The organism is Halomonas saccharevitans (genome assembly GCF_900116405.1).
Classification (GTDB): domain Bacteria; phylum Pseudomonadota; class Gammaproteobacteria; order Pseudomonadales; family Halomonadaceae; genus Halomonas; species Halomonas saccharevitans.
The window spans coordinates 16,002-34,748 of sequence record NZ_FPAQ01000027.1 but is presented as its reverse complement, the minus strand read 5'-3'; the positions used below and the strand labels follow the sequence as shown (position 1 = coordinate 34,748).

The 18,747-nt window shown below is 68.4% G+C and carries 14 protein-coding genes and 3 tRNA genes; 8 read left to right on the top strand and 9 right to left on the bottom strand.

What is annotated here, in order from left to right; genetic code table 11:
* Positions 1 to 17: 17 nt before the first annotated feature.
* Complete coding sequence (locus BM388_RS12645) at positions 18 to 2,324, bottom strand: tRNA(Met) cytidine acetyltransferase TmcA (RefSeq protein WP_089850707.1); 2,307 nt, start codon at positions 2,322 to 2,324, stop codon at positions 18 to 20.
* A gap of 387 nt (positions 2,325 to 2,711) precedes the next feature.
* Here BM388_RS12645 and dctP point away from each other — a divergent pair, with 387 nt between their 5' ends.
* The 4 genes from dctP (at position 2,712) to BM388_RS12625 (ending at position 7,633) form a co-directional block, all read left to right on the top strand.
* Positions 2,712 to 3,821 (top strand): TRAP transporter substrate-binding protein DctP, encoded by a 1,110-nt coding sequence (gene dctP / locus BM388_RS12640; RefSeq protein WP_089850705.1) that lies wholly within the window; start codon positions 2,712 to 2,714, stop codon positions 3,819 to 3,821.
* A gap of 95 nt (positions 3,822 to 3,916) precedes the next feature.
* Positions 3,917 to 4,420, top strand: coding sequence for a TRAP transporter small permease subunit (locus tag BM388_RS12635; protein ID WP_089850703.1), 504 nt, complete (start codon positions 3,917 to 3,919; stop codon positions 4,418 to 4,420).
* Positions 4,417 to 5,745 (top strand): TRAP transporter large permease, encoded by a 1,329-nt coding sequence (locus tag BM388_RS12630; RefSeq protein WP_089850700.1) that lies wholly within the window; start codon positions 4,417 to 4,419, stop codon positions 5,743 to 5,745. Before BM388_RS12635 ends, BM388_RS12630 begins: the two co-directional genes overlap by 4 nt.
* Positions 5,746 to 5,956: 211 nt before the next feature.
* Positions 5,957 to 7,633, top strand: a complete 1,677-nt coding sequence (locus BM388_RS12625; RefSeq protein WP_089850698.1) for an ABC transporter permease — start codon at positions 5,957 to 5,959, stop codon at positions 7,631 to 7,633.
* On the opposite strand, the gene BM388_RS12620 is transcribed toward BM388_RS12625, so the two are convergent.
* Positions 7,553 to 8,734 (bottom strand): ABC transporter ATP-binding protein, encoded by a 1,182-nt coding sequence (locus BM388_RS12620; protein ID WP_089850696.1) that lies wholly within the window; start codon positions 8,732 to 8,734, stop codon positions 7,553 to 7,555. The two genes, BM388_RS12625 and BM388_RS12620, sit on opposite strands and share 81 nt — an antisense overlap.
* A 231-nt stretch (positions 8,735 to 8,965) precedes the next feature.
* Between BM388_RS12620 and BM388_RS12615 the strand changes: the two genes are divergently transcribed.
* Complete coding sequence (locus BM388_RS12615) at positions 8,966 to 9,997, top strand: Fe(3+) ABC transporter substrate-binding protein (protein WP_089850694.1); 1,032 nt, start codon at positions 8,966 to 8,968, stop codon at positions 9,995 to 9,997.
* 103 nt (positions 9,998 to 10,100) lie between these two features.
* Here BM388_RS12615 and BM388_RS12610 read toward each other — a convergent pair whose 3' ends face one another.
* Both BM388_RS12610 and polA read right to left on the bottom strand, forming a co-directional pair.
* Positions 10,101 to 10,598 (bottom strand): hypothetical protein, encoded by a 498-nt coding sequence (locus BM388_RS12610; RefSeq protein ID WP_089850692.1) that lies wholly within the window; start codon positions 10,596 to 10,598, stop codon positions 10,101 to 10,103.
* A gap of 133 nt (positions 10,599 to 10,731) precedes the next feature.
* Positions 10,732 to 13,503 carry a DNA polymerase I gene (polA, locus tag BM388_RS12605; RefSeq protein WP_089850690.1) on the bottom strand — a complete coding sequence of 924 codons (2,772 nt, stop codon included), beginning with the start codon at positions 13,501 to 13,503 and terminating at the stop codon, positions 10,732 to 10,734.
* Between the two features lie 199 nt (positions 13,504 to 13,702).
* Between polA and BM388_RS12600 the strand changes: the two genes are divergently transcribed.
* From BM388_RS12600 to speA, 3 genes are all read left to right on the top strand, one after another.
* Positions 13,703 to 14,014 carry a DUF2782 domain-containing protein gene (locus tag BM388_RS12600; RefSeq protein WP_089850688.1) on the top strand — a complete coding sequence of 104 codons (312 nt, stop codon included), beginning with the start codon at positions 13,703 to 13,705 and terminating at the stop codon, positions 14,012 to 14,014.
* 122 nt (positions 14,015 to 14,136) lie between these two features.
* Positions 14,137 to 15,096, top strand: a complete 960-nt coding sequence (locus BM388_RS12595; protein WP_089850686.1) for a homoserine kinase — start codon at positions 14,137 to 14,139, stop codon at positions 15,094 to 15,096.
* Positions 15,093 to 17,012, top strand: a complete 1,920-nt coding sequence (gene speA, locus BM388_RS12590; protein ID WP_089850684.1) for a biosynthetic arginine decarboxylase — start codon at positions 15,093 to 15,095, stop codon at positions 17,010 to 17,012. The genes BM388_RS12595 and speA overlap by 4 nt, the downstream gene beginning before the upstream one ends.
* A 92-nt stretch (positions 17,013 to 17,104) precedes the next feature.
* Here the strand turns inward: speA and BM388_RS12585 are convergent, their stop codons facing one another.
* The 5 genes from BM388_RS12585 to BM388_RS12565 form a co-directional block, all read right to left on the bottom strand.
* Positions 17,105 to 17,770 carry a fumarylacetoacetate hydrolase family protein gene (locus tag BM388_RS12585; RefSeq protein WP_089850682.1) on the bottom strand — a complete coding sequence of 222 codons (666 nt, stop codon included), beginning with the start codon at positions 17,768 to 17,770 and terminating at the stop codon, positions 17,105 to 17,107.
* Positions 17,771 to 18,092: 322 nt separating this feature from the next.
* A tRNA-Thr gene (locus tag BM388_RS12580) sits at positions 18,093 to 18,168 on the bottom strand.
* A gap of 43 nt (positions 18,169 to 18,211) precedes the next feature.
* Positions 18,212 to 18,286 (bottom strand) — tRNA-Gln (locus BM388_RS12575).
* 6 nt (positions 18,287 to 18,292) lie between these two features.
* Positions 18,293 to 18,368 (bottom strand) — tRNA-Phe (locus BM388_RS12570).
* 94 nt (positions 18,369 to 18,462) lie between these two features.
* Positions 18,463 to 18,735: an oxidative damage protection protein gene (locus tag BM388_RS12565; RefSeq protein WP_089850680.1), complete on the bottom strand. Its 273-nt coding sequence runs from the start codon at positions 18,733 to 18,735 to the stop codon at positions 18,463 to 18,465.
* Between the last annotated feature and the right edge of the window lie 12 nt (positions 18,736 to 18,747).

Genomic DNA, 18,747 nt, shown 5'->3' with positions numbered 1-18,747 from the left:
CGGTGAATTCGGGCACTCTACCGCCCGGCCTGATCGGGGGAAAGTCCACCGTCGCGATCGTGCAGGCGCGCCACGGCCTCGCGCAGCCAGGCCTGGACGTCCTTCTTGCCCGCCACGCCCAGGCGCGGCGCCAGCCAGTTCGCGCCGCGCCCCTGGAAGGCCCAGGCCGCCAGCAGCGCCGGCTCCTCGTCGCGTTCATCGTCGTCCCCTTGGTCGACCCCCTCGGATCCGCCGCCTGCGCAGCGCCGCACCAGCGCCTGGATCGCCGGGCGCGCAAGGGCCGGCTCGCGATGACCGAAGGCCACGTCCTCAATATCGCGGCGATCGGCGGCGTCGAGGGCTGTCGCCGGGCCCTCGGCGAGCAGGGCCAGTGCCACAGCGGGCTCGAGCTCGGCCAGTTCGAAGGCCAGCAGGCCCGGTAGCTGGCGGTGAAAGCGCGCCTGAAGGCGCTCGGCCAGCGCCTCGCCGGCCACGCTGGTGGGGCGCACCACCATCAGCGCGTGCTCACCGGTGGCGGTCTCGCGGGTCAGCCCCAGGCGCACCGCGCGAAAGCCCGCCGAACGCCAGAAGGCCTGCAGGCCCGGCTCGGCGCCGAAGCTCGCCCCCAGCAGGTCGATACCCTCGTCGCGGGCCCGCTCGACCTCGGCGGAAAGCAGGTGCAGCCCCAGCCTCTCGCGGCGCCGGCCGGCGGGCACGGCGATGCGCAGCACCCGCCGCAGGCGGGCGGTCAGCGCCGCGCGCTCCCCGGCATGGGCGGCCAGCGACTGGGCCAGCAGGTGGCCACGCGGGCGCCGCTCGCCCCGCGCCACCCGCTCGGCGAGATCGGCCGCAAAGCCGCCCTCGTCACCACACACCGCCACGCCCTGCAGGGCCGAACCCGCCTCGAGGGTCGTGATGGCCACCCCCGGGCCGTCCAGCAGCCGGCGCAGGTCGGCGGGAGTGGTGCGGTAGTGAGCCTGCACCAGCAGGCCGAACAGCGCTCGCAGCCGCGGCTCGTCGGCGGCCAGGGCGTCGCGATCCAGGCGGCACGAGACGAGGGGCCCGTCGGCGGACGGGGCGGTGTCAGGCTCGCCGTCCAGCAGTAGCAGGCGTGAGGTGAGTGCCTCGAGGGGATCCCCCGGCGCCCAGCGGATCGGTTCGGCCAGGTGGCACTCGCGAAAGTCGGGCGCCTGACGCTCGAGCCGCTCGCGAAAGCGCAGCGCGAAGCCGCGGCCCGAGCCCTCGTAGCCGTGCACGGTGGTGGCGAAGGCGATGCGCGGGAAGGCCTCGAGCCAGCGCCCCAGCAGGGGAGCGGGGATCGCCGCCGCCTCATCCACCAGCAGCAGCCGACCGGGCCCGCCGACCTCGCCCTGCTCGGCCAGGCGGGCCAGCTCATCGGGGGCCAGGAAGCGCACCCGCCCCCCGGGCGCCTCGAAGGCATGGCCGTGCCGCTGCCCCTCGGGGCAGAGCGCCGCCAGTCGCTCGAAGAGCCCGGCCACCGCCGCCGGGCGCGGCGCGGTGACCAGAATCTCGGCCTCGGCCGCTCCTGACCCGGCCCCTGCTCCTTCCGCCAGCAGCCGCGCACAGGCGATGCCCAGCGCCGCCGTCTTGCCGCGGCCGCGATCGGCGGTCAGCACCAGCGGCCGGCGGCGACGCAACCGGGTCAGCCGGGAGACCGCCTCGGCCTGGTCCTCGGTCAGGCAGGCGTCGCCGCCGGCCGGCAGCGACGGGGACTCTCTCGGCGCTTCTCCCTTCGCCCCGGTCATGGCCTCGGGCACGTCCGGTAGGCGCGGTGCCTCCCCCGCCGTCCAGCGGATCACCCGCGCATCGTCGCCCAGCAGGCGGCCGAGGCGCGCCAGATAGCGGGCGCTGAGCTGCTCCGCCCGCCAGGGATGCTCGGCCAGGCGGGCGTAGTCGGCATCGGGGCGCTGCCCCCAGTCGGGCGGCGTCATCAGCACCAGCAGGCCGCCGGCCGTGAGCGTGCCGGCCAGCGCCCCGAACGCCTCGGGGTCGAAGCCGCACCCAGCAGAGACGGCATCGATCACCACTAGGTCCTGCTCGCCGCCGAGCCGCGTGCGCGCCTTCGCCGCCGGCAGCCAGGCCGACGCCGCAAGGCCCTCGAGGGGCTCGGCGGCGATCCACAGGGGCGCCCGCCACGCTCCCTGCTCCTCTCCTGCCTGCCACAGGCTGTGCGCCGCGCGCCGACAGGCCTCGGCCTCGCCGCTCAGCCACACCAGGCCGCGCCAGCGGTGTCGGGCGAGGCGTCGCGCCTGCACCAGCAGGGCGCGCGCCGCCCTCGCCTCCCGACCGTCTCTGTCCCTGCCGTGTTGCACTCTGCCGCTCATGACGCCGCCTCCCGTCGCCGCTGTCCTGCCTGAAACGCCTTTTATCGGCACGTCCCGCTACCACTTTGGTCTTATGTAAAGGCCGCGTTCAACGCAGCACGACCCACCAAGCCGTCCGTTTACGTCAACGTCAACAAAAAGCAACCCCCTGATTCTCATACCAAACCTCCCTGACCGCGCGTGCACGACAGCCATCGATCGCTAGCGATGTCGCCGTCACCGAGGGCCGTCATCCCCACATCAGCACGATCGAATCCTACAGGGGTGACATGCTAGCTTGTGGCGAACGCCGCGATGCCGTCGGCTCGTGAACTGGCATGGCCAACGCGGAGCCATGGGCATCGATGCTGGTACTAACCCGTACTAACAAGGAAAAGGGATAATAAAATGACAGCACTGCGCACCTTCACCCTCACCGGGATCGCGGCCGGCGTTGCCCTCGCCGCCCTGAGCACCACCGCTCAGGCCCAGGAATCCTGGACCATGACCACCACCTGGCCGGACAACCTGGACCTGATCCAGATCGACCGCCACTGGGCGGAGCTGGTCAACACCCTGGCCGGTGACGAGCTGACCATCAACTTCCGTGCCGGCGGCACCCTGATGCCTGGCACCGAGGTCTTCGATGCCACCCAAACCGGTGCTATCCAGGCCGCCGGCGACTGGCCCGGCTACTGGGCCGGCTACAGCCCGGCCTTCTCGCCGCTGGCCACCACCACCAGCCTGTTCAACGGCGTGGATTACCTGAACTGGATCAACCAGTGGGGCGGCTTCGAGCTCTATCAGGAAGTCTACGGCGACTACAACATGGTCTACCTGCCCTACGGCATCACCAACAACGAGTCGGGCTTCCGCGGCGGCACGCCCATCGAGAGCATCGCCGACCTGGAGGGCAAGCGCCTGCGCCTCTCCGGCCGCGATCAGGGCCGGGTGCTCGAGCAGCTCGGCGGCTCCCAGGTCACTCTGGCCGGCGGCGAGATCTACCAGGCCATCGAGCGCGGCGTGGTCGATGGCGCCGAGTTCTCCACCCCGGGCGTGGACTACAAGGCCGGCTTCTCCGAAGTCGCCGACTATTGGTCCGTGCCGGGCTGGCACCAGTCCGCCAGCGTGTTCGGCGTGATGATCAACCAGGACGCCTGGGACGCGCTCTCCGAGGAGACCCAGGAGAAGCTTAAGATCGCTGCCCAGGCGACCATGGCCTGGTCGCTGGCCTGGTCCGAGCGTGAATCCACCGAGGGCACGGTGAAGTTCATCGAGGACGGCACCGAGATCAACCAGCTCGGCGAGGAGGATCTCGCCGAGATCCAGCGCATCACCAACGAAGTGATCGTCCAGGGGGCCTGCGAAGACCCGATGCACGCCAAGGTCTACCACTCCATGATCAGCTACCTGGAGCACTACGCCAACTGGCGTGACGTCTCGGTGCCCTACAACATGAGCCGCGTCACCGACGACCTGCCCTCCCTCGAGGAGATCGAGGCCTGCATGAACCAGTAAGCGCTCCGGGCCGGCCCCGTCGGGGCCGGCCTCGAAGCCGACGGTTCCGCTGAACCTCCTTCCGCACGATTCGCCCGATTCCGAGAGCTCTCATCATGAACGCCACTGCCAGGGCCATCGACGCCCTCAACGAGGGATTCGGACGCCTGATCGCTCCGCTGCTCGCCGTGATCACGCTGATCGTGATCTATGACATCGCCCTGCGCTTCTTCATCGGACGCCCCAGCGACTGGGCCTTCGACGTGACGAAGATGCTGTTCGGCGCCCATTTCATGCTGATGTCCGCCTACGGGCTGCGCCATCACGCCCACGTCGAGGTCGACGTGCTCAAGCGGCTGCTTTCGCGCCGCAAGCAGGCGGCCCTCGAACTCCTCGGCTACCTGATCTTCTTCGTGCCCTTCATCTGGATGCTGCTGAGCTTCGGCTGGGCGTTCTTCGAACGCTCCTTCAGCCGCAGTGAGACCACCTACGGCATGATGGCCATTCCGGTCTATCCGGTGAAGGCCGTGATCGTGATCGCCGCCGGGCTGCTGCTGCTGCAGGCCATCGCCATCGTCATCCGCGCCGTCCAGGCGCTCGGCAAGGAGACCCCCGCATGAGCGCCGAGATGCTCACCCTGTTCATGTTCGGCGGCCTGCTGATCGGTCTGTTCATGGGCCATCCGCTGGCCTTCGTGCTCGGCGGCGTCGCGGTGCTCGGCGCCTGGTTCGGACCCGGCGCCAATACGCTGGGCATCCTGATCAACAACATCTATGGCAACGCCATGGACAACTACGTCCTGGTCGCTATCCCGCTGTTCATCCTGATGGCACGCTTCCTCAACGACTCCGGCGTCACCGAGAAGATGTTCGAGTCGATGCGCCTGTTGCTGGCCAACCTGCGCGGCGGCCTGGCGCTGACGGTCGTCGTGGTGTCCGTGCTGCTGGCGGCCACCACCGGCATCGTCGGCGCCTCCATCGCGGTTATGGGCATGATCGCCCTGGTACCGATGCTGAACTATGGCTACAACAAGCAGCTCAGCGCGGGCGTGATCATGGCCAGCGGCTGCCTGGGCATCCTGATTCCGCCGAGCATCATGCTGATCCTGATGGCCAGCTACTCGCCGGTCTCGGTGGGCGCCCTGTTCGCCGGCGCCCTGGTGCCCGGCCTGCTGCTCGGCGCGATGTACGCCCTCTACGTGCTGGTGATCTGCCACCTCAAGCCGGAGTACGGTCCCCTGGTGCCGGCCGAGGAGCGCGCCGAGGTATCGACCGGCGAGCTTCTGAAGATGCTGGGCAAGTACGTGCTGCCGCCCATGGCGCTGATCCTCGGCGTGCTGGGGTCGCTGTTCACCGGCATCGCCACCGCCACCGAGGCCTCGGCGATCGGCGTCTTCATCGCCTTCCTGCTGTTCCTGATCTTCGGCGATCGCAAGGCCTCTACCTGCTACCGCACCCTGATCGAGGCCAGCAAAACCACCACCATGGTTATGCTGGTGCTGGTGGGGGCCACCGCCTTCACCGGAGTGTTCTCCATCGGCGGCGGCATGGAGGTGATCCACGAAGTGGTGATGGCCATGCCCGGCGGCACCACCGGGGCGCTGATCCTGATGCTCTTCCTGGTCTTCATCCTGGGCATGTTCCTCGACTGGACCGGCATTGTGCTGCTGAGCTTCCCGATCATGCTGCCGATCGTCGAGAGCATGGGCATCGACGTGCTGTGGTTCGTGGTGATGGTCGCCGTGGTGCTGCAAACCTCCTTCCTCACCCCGCCCTTCGGCTATGCGCTCTTCTACCTCAAGGGGGTCGCTCCCAAGGGCGTCGAGACCCTGGATCTTTATCGGGCGGTCATCCCCTTCGTGGCACTGATCGTGCTGGCCTGCCTGCTGATGGCCTTCTTCCCGGTCCTGGTGACCGGCCTGCCGTCGCTGCTGATCGGCTACTAAGCCCTCAAGGCACGACCCTCGACGCCCGCCGCTCCTCCAGCGGCGGGCGTTTTGCTTGATCGGCGTCTACTTGATCGGCGTCACGGAGACCGTATTCACGGCGACCGAGTTCACGGCGACCGCGGCTGCAGTGGCCCCGGCCAGCTGATACAATTCTCAGCCGCAAGTATCTCGCATCCCTGTAGCCATCCCGGCACGGAAGGAGACTCCGTTGACCAGTCCGGCCAGTTCCCGCGCCCGCACGCCTTCCCGCCTGTCGCTGCCCCTCAACGCCTGGAATGCCCTGACCATCGGCATCGCCCTGATCGTGGCGCTGCCGGTCATCGTGGTCCTGGCGCACCTGTTCATGCCTACCGATGGCATCTGGCAGCACCTGGGCAGCACCGTGCTGCCCCGCTACCTGGGCAATACGCTCTTCCTGGTGGTGACCGTGGGGCTCGGCACCTTCGTCATCGGTACCGGCACCGCCTGGCTGGTGGTGATGTGCCGCTTCCCGGGGCGTCGGCTCTTCGAGTGGGGGCTGCTGCTGCCGCTGGCGGTGCCGACCTACGTGATCGCCTACGCCTATACCGACTTCCTGCAATACGCCGGCCCACTCCAGACCTCGCTGCGCGAGACCTTCGGCTGGTCGGCCGGCGACTACTTCTTCCCGGACATCCGCTCGCTGTGGGGCGCGGCGACGCTGATCACCCTGGTGCTCTATCCCTACGTCTACATGCTGGCGCGGGCGGCCTTTCTGGAGCAGTCGGTGTGCGTGCTGGACGTGGGCCGCACCCTGGGACGCGGTCCCTGGCGGCTGTTCTCGAGCGTGGCCCTGCCGCTGGCGCGGCCGGCGATCGTCGGCGGGGTGTCGCTGGCGCTGATGGAGACCCTCAACGAGTTCGGGGCGGTGCAGTACTTCGGCGTCGACACCTTCACCACCGGCATCTATCGCACCTGGTTCGGCATGGGCGAGCAGGTGGCCGCGGCCCAGCTGGCCGCCTGCCTGTTGGCCTTCGTCATCGCCCTGGTGCTGCTCGAGCGCTGGTCCCGGGGCAAGCGGCGCTACTTCCACACTACCGGCCGCTACCAGCACCTGCCCGAGTTCGTGCTCCACGGCTGGCGCGCCTGGGCCACCACCCTGGCCTGCCTGACGCCGGTGCTGCTCGGTTTCCTGATTCCCAGCGGCCTGCTCGGCTACCTATCGTTTCAGGGCGGCGATGCGCTGTTTGGCGCCGCCTTCCTGGAGTTCGCCGGCAATAGTCTGCTGCTGGCGACGCTCGCCTCGATCGTGGCCGTGAGCCTGGCGCTGCTGCTCAGCTATGGGGCACGGCTCAATCCCGGCCGCATCACCCGGGTGGCCACGCGGGTGGCCGCCATGGGCTATGCGGTACCGGGCTCGGTGGTGGCGGTGGGCATCCTGATCCCCTTCGTGTGGCTGGATCACCAGATCAACGACGTCATCAAGGGGCAGTTCGGGGTCGTGGTGGGGCTGCTGCTCAGCGGCTCGGCGTTCATCCTGATCTACGCCTACCTGGTGCGCTTCCTGGCGGTCTCCTTCAACGCCATCGAGGCGAGCCTGGGCAAGGTGACGCCGAGCATGGACGCGGCCTCGCGGACCCTGGGTCAGACGGCGGGGGGGACGCTGCGCAAGGTGCATACGCCGATCATGCGCGGCAGCCTGATCGCCGCCGGCATCCTGGTCTTCGTCGACGTGATGAAGGAGCTGCCGGCCACGGTGATCCTGCGCCCCTTCAACTTCGACACCCTGGCCATCCGCGCCCACAGCCTGGCCGCCGACGAACGCTTGGCCGAGGCCTCGACCTCGTCACTGGCCATCGTGGCAGTAGGCATCATCCCGGTGATCCTGCTCAGCGTCGCCATGCGCCGTTCCCGCCCCGGCAGCTGAGGCCTCGAGGGGGAAGACGAACACCTGGGAGTCGTCCAGGCCGATCATGATCGGCTGGCCCTCGCGGGGCAGGAAGACCCCCGGGGCCCGGGCGTGCAGGTGGGCCTCTTCCCCGTCGGGGGTATGGGCGCAGATGTGCAGCAGGCTGGTACGACCCAGCAGCTTGGCCATGATGATGTGGCTGTGGTGATACTCGGGCGGCTCGTTGAGCGGCACGACCCTGAGCGCCTCGGGGCGAATCATCACCCGCACCAGGCTGCCCTCGGGCAGCCCGCCCGCGGAGACCTCGCCCACCGGGGTCGCCACCTGGCCATCCTGCACCCGCCCCTCGAGCTCGTTGACCTCGCCGAAGAAGGTGACCACGAAGGGATCGGCCGGAGTGCAGTAGAGCTCCAACGGGGTGCCGGCCTGCACCACCCGCCCCTCGCGCATCAGCACGATGCGATCGGCCATGAACATGGCCTCCTCGGGGTCGTGGGTGACCAGCAGCACGCCGGTGCCCACCTTCTTGAGCACGTGCAGGGTATCGTCGCGGATGCGGTCGCGCAGGCGGGCATCGAGGCTCGAGAACGGCTCGTCGAGCAGCATCAGCTGCGGCGCGGGCGCCAGGGCACGCGCCAGGGCGATGCGCTGCTGCTGCCCCCCCGACAGCATGTGCGGGAAGACTCGCGCATAGCGCTCCATGCCCAGCAGCTCGAGCAGCTCGTAGGCCCGCCGCCGGCGCTGCTGGGCGGGCAACGCCTCGAGGCCGAAGGCCACGTTGTCGAGCACCGAGAGGTGCGGGAACAGCGCCGAGTCCTGGAAGGCCAGGCCGACGTTGCGCTTCTCCGGCGGCACGTGGCTGCGCCCCTCACCCATCGGCTCGCCGCCCAGCGCCACGCGCCCCTGCTGCACCCGCTCGAGCCCCGCGGCGATCCGCAGCAGGGTGGACTTGCCACAGCCCGAGGGCCCCAGCAGGCAGACGATCTCCCCGGGCTTGACGTCGAGAGAGACGTCCTCGACGGCCGGGTGCTGCTCGTAGGCGTGGCGGATCTGGTGCATGGCGAGCACCGGCGCGGAGGTCGCCGGTGCATCTGGCGTCAGGGTCGGTTGGCTGGTCATGGGGTCTCGACTGCCGGTTGAGAGTGTCTGAACAACATGGTAACGCGAAAGCCTCCCGAATGCGTTGTACTATCGCTCGCATTTCAGCGGTGCTCCTCGAGGCGCGCCGCCAGCTGATCTGGATCAGATCCGTCGCGCAACGGGCTTGACGGCGATGCCGCGAGGGGCTTCAATAGCGAAAGATTAATGTTAAGCATTATCATTTCCTATCAGCACCCACGAGGTACCTCCATGCTGCAGCATCGTCGCTTCGCCCTGCCCCTCGCCGCCCTGGTGGCCGGCTCCGCCATGGCTTCCCAGGCCTCCGCCGCCGAGGAGCTCAACGTCTACTCGGCCCGTCACTACGACTCCGACGCGGCGCTCTACGCCGCCTTCACCGAAGAGACCGGCATCGAGGTCAACATCCTCGAAGGCGACTCCGACCAGCTGATCCAGCGCCTCAAGCTGGAAGGCGAAGCGGGTCCCGCCGACGTGCTGATTACCGTGGACGCCGGCCGCCTGTGGCGCGGCGAGCAGGAGGACGTCTTCGCAAGCGTCGACTCTGATGTGCTCAACGAGCGCCTTCCGGCCCACATGCGTCACCCCGAAGGCAAGTGGTTCGGCTTCAGCCAGCGCGTGCGAGCGATCTTCATCGACCCCACCGAGGTGAATGCCGAGGACATCAGCCGCTACGAGGACCTGGCCGATCCGGCGCTCAAGGGCGAGGTCTGCATCCGCTCCTCGAACAACATCTACAACCAGTCGCTGCTGGCCTCGATGATCGCCCATCACGGCGAGGAAGACGCCGAGGCGTGGGCCGAGGGCGTGGTCGAGAACTTCGCGCGTGATCCCGAGGGCGGCGACACCGACCAGATCCGCGGCGTCGCCAGCGGCGAGTGCAACATCGCCGTGGCCAACCACTACTACTACGTGCGCCTAGCCAACTCCGACAACGAGGCCGATCGCGAGGTCGCCGAGAAGGTCCAGATCGTCTTCCCCAACCAGGACGATCGCGGCGCGCACATCAACGTGGGCGGCGCCGGCATGGTGAAGGGCGCGCCCAACGAGGAGAACGCCGTGCGCTTCCTCGAGTTCCTCGCCTCCGACGAGGCTCAGGCGCTGTTCGCCTCCGGCAACTACGAGTTCCCGGCCGTCGAGAGCGTGGAGATCGACGGCGTCATCGACTCCTGGGGCGACTTCAAGAAGGACGACCTGAACGTCAGCGTGCTGGGCGAGAACAACCCGGAAGCGGTGCGCATCTTCGACCGGGCCGGCTGGCGCTAAGCCTCTCCGTCACGCCGCGATGAAAGCGGCATGACGAGCACGGAAAGACAAAAGGCCCGCGGCGCTGCCGCGGGCCTTTTGTTATGTCGGGGAAAAGCCGCACTCAGCTACCGCCGGGACGCGGCTCGGCGTCACGGGCGTTTTGATAGACGCCCAGTGTGCCCATGCGCCGACCGCGGTCGTTGAGGAAGGTCTCCAGGGTCACCACCGGGGCCTGACCCTCGCGGGTGAACGCGATGCGATCGGCCGAGGTGCGCCGCGACTGCCAGCCCTCGCCGAGGCACTGGGCGACCGCCTCGCCGCCCTTGAGCAGGGCGCTACGTGGATCGTCGCTCGCCAGGGGGCCGAAGCACAGGTAGTGATCGGGCCGGCGAGCCGAGGTGATCACGCAGGCGTCGTGAAAGGCCTGGGTATCGGTCTGCCAGGTGCGCGTCAGGCGGGTAGTCTCCAGGCGACCCTTGATATCGGCGAAGCCGGTTTCGGCGCTCGCCACCGCCCGGTTCAGGGCCTGGCAGTCGAACAGCTCGGCCACTGGCGGCGTCGCCTGGCTCGCGCACCCCGAGAGCAGGATCACCCCCGCGCCCGCCAGCCATGTCCTCATCGTCCTTCGCATCCTCGTCTCCTTGATGGACTCGGGCCGTGCCGACCCGGATAAGAGCACCATAGCACTCCATGGCCGCGCCATCTCACCGCCGCTGATCGGCGCAGCATAGCGCGTTGTTGTGAGCCCAAGCTCAGTGCGCCTCGTCCCAGTTGATGCCGCTCTCGGCCTCGACGGTCAACGCCACGTCGAGCTCGGCGGCGCCCTGCATGCGCGCCTTCACCTCGGCAATGAAGGCGTCGACCTGCGCCTCGGCCACCTCGAAGACCAGCTCGTCGTGGACCTGTATCACCATCACCGCATCGAAGGCCTCGTCGGCGAGCCAGGCGTCCACGTCGATCATGGCGCGCTTGATGATGTCCGCCGCGGTGCCCTGCATGGGCGCGTTGATGGCAGTGCGCTCGGCGCCCTGGCGGCGCGCACGGTTCTGGGAGTGGATCTCCGGCAGGTAGAGGCGCCGGCCGAACACCGTCTCGACGAAGCCGTCCTCGGCGGCCTGGGCGCGGATGCGCTCCATGTAGCGGGCCACGCCGGGATAGCGGTCGAAGTAGCGATCGATGTAGGTCTTGGCCTGGCTCTGCTCGATGTTGAGCTGGCGGCCGAGCCCCCAGGCGCTCATGCCGTAGATCAGCCCGAAGTTGATCGCCTTGGCGCTGCGGCGCTGATCGCCGGTGACCTTGTCGAGCGCCACGCCGAACACCTCGGCGGCGGTGGCGGCGTGAATGTCGCGACCCTCGGCGAAGGCCTCGAGCAGCCCCTTGTCGCCCGAGAGGTGCGCCATGATGCGCAGCTCGATCTGGGAGTAGTCGGCGGCGACGATGCGATAGCCGGGGCGGGCCACGAAGGCCTGGCGGATGCGCCGCCCCTCCTCGGTGCGGATGGGGATGTTCTGCAGGTTGGGATCACTGGAGGAGAGCCGCCCGGTGGCCGTGACCGCCTGGTGATAGCTGGTGTGCAGGCGCCCGGTGGCCTTGTTGACCAGCCGCGGCAGCTTGTCGGTGTAGGTGGACTTCAGCTTGGCGAGCCCGCGATGCTCGATGATCACCTTGGGCAGCGGGTAATCCAGCGCCAGCTCCTCGAGCACCGCCTCGGCGGTCGAGGGCGCCCCCTTGGGCGTCTTCTTGATCACCGGGATCTTCTGCTCCTCGAAGAGGATCTGACCGAGCTGCTTGGGCGAGCCGAGGTTGAACTCGCGACCGGCGAGCTCATGGGCGCGGCTCTCCAGCTCGCGGATGCGGGTCTCGAGCTCCTGGCTCTGGGCGTGCAGCCGCTCGGGGTCGAGCGCCACCCCGGTGCGCTCCATGCGCGAGAGCACCGGTACCAGCGGCAGCTCGAGGGTATCGAGGACCTCGGCCAGGCGCCCCTCGGCCTCGAGGCGCGGCCGCAGCAGCCGGTGCAGGCGCAGGGTGATGTCGACGTCCTCGCAGGCGTAGGGTGCGGCCTGCTCCAGGGCGATCTGGTTGAAGGTGAGCTGCTTGGCGCCCTTGCCGGCGATCTCCTCGAAGGAGACCGTCTTCTCGCCCAGGTACTTCAACGCCAGCGAGTCCATGTCGTGGCGGGTGGCGGTGGAGTCGAGCACGTAGGAGGCCAGCATGGTGTCCTCCAGCGGCCCGGCCACCGTGATGCCGACATTGGCCAGCACCGAGATGTCGTACTTGAGGTTCTGACCGATCTTGGTGCGCCGATCGTCTTCCCAGAGCGGGCGCAGGGCCTCGAGCACGGCGTCGCGGTCGAGCTGCGCCGGGGCATCGAGGTAGTCGTGGGCGAGCGGGATGTAAGCCGCCTCGCCCGGTTCGAGCGCAAGCCCCACGCCGACCACCTGGGCCTCCATGTAATTCAGGCTGGTGGTCTCCAAGTCGAAGCAGAAGGCATCGCTGGCCGCGAGGCGCTCGAGCCAGGCGTCCAGCTCGGCCTGCTCGAGGATGACGTGATCCTCGCGCTGGGCGCTGTCGCTCGCCGCACTGCCACTCCCGTCGGCCTCGGCCGGCGCCGGCGTGCCGCCGGCGACATCGTCGACGCCCTCGTGCCTGCCCTCCAGAAGCTCCGAGAGCCAGGCCTGGAACTCCAGGCGGCGATAGAGCTCGACCAGCGCCTCGCGGTCGGGATGGGCGATGTCCAGGTCGTCGAGGCCCACCGGCAGCTCGCAGTCGGTCTTGATGGTCGCCAGCTGGTAGGAGAGGAAGGCCTGGTCGCGATGCGCCTCGAGCTTCTTGGGCAGCGTCTTGGCGCCGCGAAAGCCCAGCGTCTTGATCTTCTCGGGGTCGGCGTAGAGGGTCTCGAGCCCGCCCTGCATGCCCTGCAACAGGCCCAGCGCGGTCTTCTCGCCCACGCCCGGCACGCCGGGGATGTTGTCGACCTTGTCGCCCATCAGCGCCAGGAAGTCGATGATCAGCTCCGGGGGCAGGCCGAACTTCTCCTTCACGCCTTCGACGTCCAGGGTCTCGTCCTTCATGGTGTTGACCAGCGTGATATGGGCATTGACCAGCTGGGCCATGTCCTTGTCGCCGGTGGAGATAACCGCATCGCGGCCGGCCTCGGTGGCCCGGCGAGCCAGGGTGCCGATGACGTCGTCGGCCTCCACGCCCTCGATGCACAGCAGCGGCAGCCCGAGCGCACGCACGCAGTCGTGCAGCGGCTGCACCTGGGAGCGCAGGTCATCGGGCATCGGCGGGCGATGGGCCTTGTACTCCTCGAACAGCTCGTCGCGGAAGGTCTTGCCGGGGGCGTCGAAGACCACCGCCATGGGGCTGTCGGGATAGTCCTTGATCAGCCGCTTGAGCATGTTGAGCACCCCCTTGATCGCCCCGGTGGGCTGTCCCTCGGAGGTGGTCAGCGGCGGCAGGGCGTGGAAGGCGCGGTAGAGATAGGAAGAACCGTCGACGAGAACGATGGGCGTGTCGGCCATGTATCGGCATCCATTGAGGCGTGGCGTGGTGAGTTGCTGGTCGTCCATGATACGCATTGCCGCCGCGTTTTGCCGCGGATGGTAGGCCGGGCGGCGACGAGGTCTTACACTGAAGTTATGATCACTTAAGTTATCACCGGGGCGGCCGCGGAGGATTCGTCACGCATGCTGCCCCGTCCCTGCGGCACTGGAGGCCATCATGAAGAAGATCCTGCGCAGCGACGCGCCCGCCCTGGGGCTAGCCTTGGCCCTGGTCATCGCCCTGGCCCTCTCCGCCAGCGCCGGCGCGCTGGCCCAGTCGTCCGGCGACCTCGAGCCGGACATCACCATCCGCGAGGAGGAGGATCGCACCATCCGCGAGTACCGGGTCAACGGCGAGCTCTACGCCATCGAGATCCGCCCCTTCGCCGGCCCCTCCTACTATCTCGTCGACCACGACGGCGACGGCGACTTCGAGCGCCGCGAGGGGGATCGCATCGCCGTGCCCCAGTGGGTGCTGAAGACCTTCTGATCCGTCGGCCGCCTCGCCGCGCCAGCATGGCCTCGCAAGTGCCACCACCGCGGCCGGGGCGCGTGCATCGAAGGGCCAAGTCGCTACAATAGGCGGCTTGGCATTTCCCGGGCGAGAGAGACATGGCCGTATTTACACCGCTTACCGACCCTCAGGTCGCCGAGTTCCTCAGCCGCTTCGACGCCGGCTCGCTGGTCTCCGTCGAGGGCGTGCCCGCCGGCACCGAGAACAGCACCTTCTTTGTCACCACCGACCGACGCGAGCTGGTGCTGACCCTGTTCGAGCAGGGCGAGCACGAGGAGCTGCCGTTCTTCGTCGACCTGCTCGACTACCTGGACGAGCACCGCCTGCCGGTCCCGGGCCCCCTCCACGATCGTAACGGCGTGGCCCTGCACACCCTGGCCGACAAGCCGGCCCTGCTGTTTCCCCGGCTGCCCGGCAAGCATCCCAAGGCGCCGAACCTCGCCCAGTGCCACGAGCTGGGCGACGCCCTGGGGCGCATGCACGCGGTCTCCCGGCACTTCCCCGGCCATCGCCCCAACCCGCGGGACCTGCACTGGCTGCTGCCCATGCACCACAAGGTGCTGGTCTATCTGTCGCCTGAGGATCAGGCGCTGATGAAGGACGAGGTGGAGACCTACCAGGGCTTCTTCGGCGACGCGCCGGACCTGCCCCAGGGCGCGCTGCACGGTGACCTGTTCCGCGACAACACCCTGTTCGACGGCGATCGCCTCGGCGGGCTGATCGACTTCTACAACGGCTGCACCGGCGACCTGCTGTTCGACCTGGCCATCGTCATCAACGACTGGGCCACCGGGCCCGACGGCCGCCTGGACCAGGCGCGCCACGACGCCCTGCTTAGCGCCTACCAGGCGCGCCGGCCGCTCACCGCCGCCGAGCGCGAGGCCTGGCCGATGATGCTGCGCCTGACCGCGCTGCGCTACTGGCTGTCCCGGCTGCTGGTGGTTTACGTCGATCCGCCGGCCCACGATCTCACGCCCCACGACCCCGACCAGTTTCGCACCGTGCTCAAGGCGCGCCTGGAGCACGGCGCCCTGCCGCTACCCGAGGGAGATGAATGAGTCAGTCCAAGAGCAAGGCCGGTCCCGCCCAGCGCGCGCGCCGCACCTGGAACATCGATCAGTGGGGCAGCGGCTACTTCGACGTCAACGACAGCGGCCAGGCCCTGGTGCGTCCGCTGGGCAGCGACGACGACGGTCCGGCCCTGCCCTTGCAGCCGCTGGTCAACAAGCTGCGCGAGGCCGGCCTGCGCCTGCCGGTGCTGGTGCGCTTCACCGACATCCTGCATGACCGGGTCGAGCAGCTGTGCGCCGCCTTCGACACCGCCATGCGGGAGGAGGCCTTCTCGGGCGGCTACACCGCCGTCTATCCGATCAAGGTCAACCAGCAGCGCCGGGTGGTCGAGTCGATCCTCGGCACCCATGAGCGTGGCCGCGGCCGCGTGGGCCTCGAGGCCGGCAGCAAGCCGGAGCTGCTGGCGGTGCTCGCGCTCTCGGCCGACGGCTCCTCGCTGATCGTCTGCAACGGCTACAAGGATCGCGAGTACATCCGCCTGGCGCTGATGGGCGAGAAGATAGGCCACCGGGTCTATCTAGTGGTGGAGAAACTCTCGGAGCTGCCGCTGATCCTCGAGGAGGCGCGCCGCCTCGGCGTCACCCCGCGGATCGGCCTGCGCGCCCGGCTCTCCTCGGTGGGCCGCGGCCGCTGGCAGAATACCGGCGGCGAGAAGTCCAAATTCGGCCTCACCGCCAGCCAGATACTCTCCGTGGTAGAGCAGCTGCGCGAGGCCGAGGCCCTGGAGAGCCTGCAGCTGGTGCACTTCCACCTCGGCTCGCAGATCGCCAACATCCGCGACATCCAGCGCGGCCTGCGCGAGTGCGCGCGCTTCTACCAGAGCCTGGTGGCGCTGGGCGCGCCGGTGGACACCGTGGACGTCGGCGGGGGCCTCGGGATCGATTACGAGGGCACCCGCTCGCGCAGCTTCTGCTCGGCCAACTACTCGATGCTCGAGTACGCCCGCAACGTGGTGGCGGCCTTCGCCCAGGCCTGCGCGGAGCAGGAGCTGCCCCAGCCGCACATCATCAGCGAGTCTGGCCGCGCCCTCACCGCCCATCACGCGGTGCTGATCTCCAACGTGATCGGCGAGGAGCGGGTCAGCCACCTCTCCCCCGAGCGCCGGGTCAAGGACGACCCCCAGGTCGACGAGCTGTGGCGGGTCCACGACCTGCTGCACGAGCGCGCCGAGCCGCGCGGCCTCGTCGAGGCCTGGCACGACCTGGTGCATGCCATGGGCGAGCTTCATGAGCGCTTCGTGATCGGCATGACCGACATCGACGCCCGCGCCGAGGGCGAGAGCGTCTACTTCGCCGCCTGTGCGAGGCTGCGCGGCCTGCTCGACAACCGCAACCGCGCCCACCGCGAGATCACCGACGAGCTGGCCGAGAAGCTCGCCGACAAGCTGTTCGTCAACTTCTCGCTGTTCCAGTCGGTGCCCGACGTCTGGGGCATCCAGCAGATCTTCCCGGTGCTGCCGCTGGAGGGGCTGCACCGCGGCCCCGAGCGGCGCGGCGTGATCCAGGACATCACCTGCGACTCCGACGGCCGCATCGACGGCTACGTCGACGGCCAGGGCGTCGAGACCACCCTGCCGCTGCCCGAGTGGCGTGAGGGCGAGGAGAAACTGCTGGGCTTCTTCCTGGTGGGCGCCTACCAGGAGATCCTCGGCGACCTGCACAACCTGTTCGGCGACACCGACTCCGCGGACGCTGCCCTGACCGCCGACGGCGACTGGTCGATCAGCCAGGTCCAGCAGGGCGACCAGGTGGCCGACGTGCTGGGCTACGTCAACTTCGACGTCTCGACCCTGCGCGAGCACCTCGCCGAGCAGCTCTCCCGCAGCGGGCTCGACCAGGCCCAGCAGCAGGCCTTCCTTGACGACCTCTCGGATGGGCTCGAGGGCTACACCTATCTGGAGTAGCGAGACTCGGCGCGGCGCTGACCGCCTGGAAACGACAACGCCACACGGTCGAGCCCGCGAGGCGTTGTCGTTGGTGGTGGCGCCGGGCTCACCTACTCCGTCACGCGGGTCGTGACCGCAAGTCCCCCTGAGAGCGTGAAGGCGAGCGTGGCGCCGCGGGGCAGCGGGCCGACGCCGGCCGGTGTGCCGGTGAGCACCACGTCGCCGTGCTGCAGGGTGAAGTGGCGGCTCATCTCCGCCAGCAGCGCCGGCACCGGGAAGAGCATATCCGCGCCGCGGCCCTGCTGGCGGACCTCGCCGTCGACCTCGAGGGTAAAGGAGAGCGTCGCCCAGTCCGGCACCTCGGTAAGCGGCAGGAAGGCCGAGAGCGGGCAGGCGCCGTCGAAAGCCTTGGCGGCCTCCCAGGGATGCCCCTTCTCCTTCAGGCGCGCCTGCACGTCGCGCAGGGTCAGGTCCAGCGCCAGCCCGATGCCGACTACTCCGCGCTCGGCCTGCTCCGGCGTGGCGTTCGCGAGCTCCTCACCGATCAGCAGCGCCAACTCCGTTTCGTAGTGCACCTCGCCTCGCGCGAAGGGCGCCGCGATCGGCTGCTCCAGCGCCACGGCGGCGGTCGCCGGCTTGATGAACAGCAGCGGCTCGCTGGGCACGGGATTGTCCAGCTCCCGGGCGTGCTCGGCGTAGTTGCGGCCGACGCAGACGATCTTGCCGAGCGGTTCGGCGAACGGCCGGCCGTCGGTGAAACGGGGCACGAAGCGCATGTGGGGTCTTCTCCTTCACGTGGGGAACGTCGCGGTCGAGCGACTGGCGTTTCAGTCTACCGAAGCCGGCCTCGCGGTCCAGCACCCCGGTACCGGCTCATGATGTGCCACCATTGCCCTGACGCGATGATCGCCGGGAAAGAATGTGGTCAACGGCAGGCAAATAGTGCGAATACCCGAGGGAGGCTTCTTGCCGCGTGACGCCAGCGGCGAGGGAATGCGAGGGTCATGCCGAGGAGAGCCGTTCGTCCAGACACAAAAAAGCCGCCTCAATGTGGGCGGCCTTCTTATATGTTGCGACTCATTCTTCCCGATGCTTCAATGGTGCCGGCACCAGGAGTCGAACCCGGGACCTACTGATTACAAGTCAGTTGCTCTACCAACTGAGCTATGCCGGCGCGGGAACCGACTCGAGTCACAGAATCGGAAACAGGGTTGACGTGGCTGGGGTAGCAGGATTCGAACCTGCGCATGCCGATACCAAAAACCGGTGCCTTACCGCTTGGCTATACCCCAGCATTGTGGTGGCCAGAGACGGAATCGAACCGCCGACACGGGGATTTTCAATCCCCTGCTCTACCAACTGAGCTATCTGGCCCCTCGCCAACGGTGCGTATTAAACCGCACTGGCCCGCCGCCGTCAACTCTTTTCGATTCAGAAAGTTGGAAGACGATGGCGGGCCCCGTCGCGCCTACTGCTGGCGGGGCACATAGCCCTCGGCCTGGTCGGTTTCCTGGTTGTCGAAGAAGCGCTCCATCTGCTCCATCAGGTACTCCCGCGAGGCGGCGTCGAGCATGTTGAGATGCTTCTCGTTGATCAGGCGGGTCTGCAGCGCCTGCCACTCCTCCCAGGCCTGCTTCGAGACGTTAGCTTGGATCTCCTTGCCCTTCTTGCCCGGCAGCGGCGGGAACGGCAGGGCCTCCATCTCCTTCTGGTACTTGCGGCAGAACACGGTGTGGCTCATCGGGATTTCTCC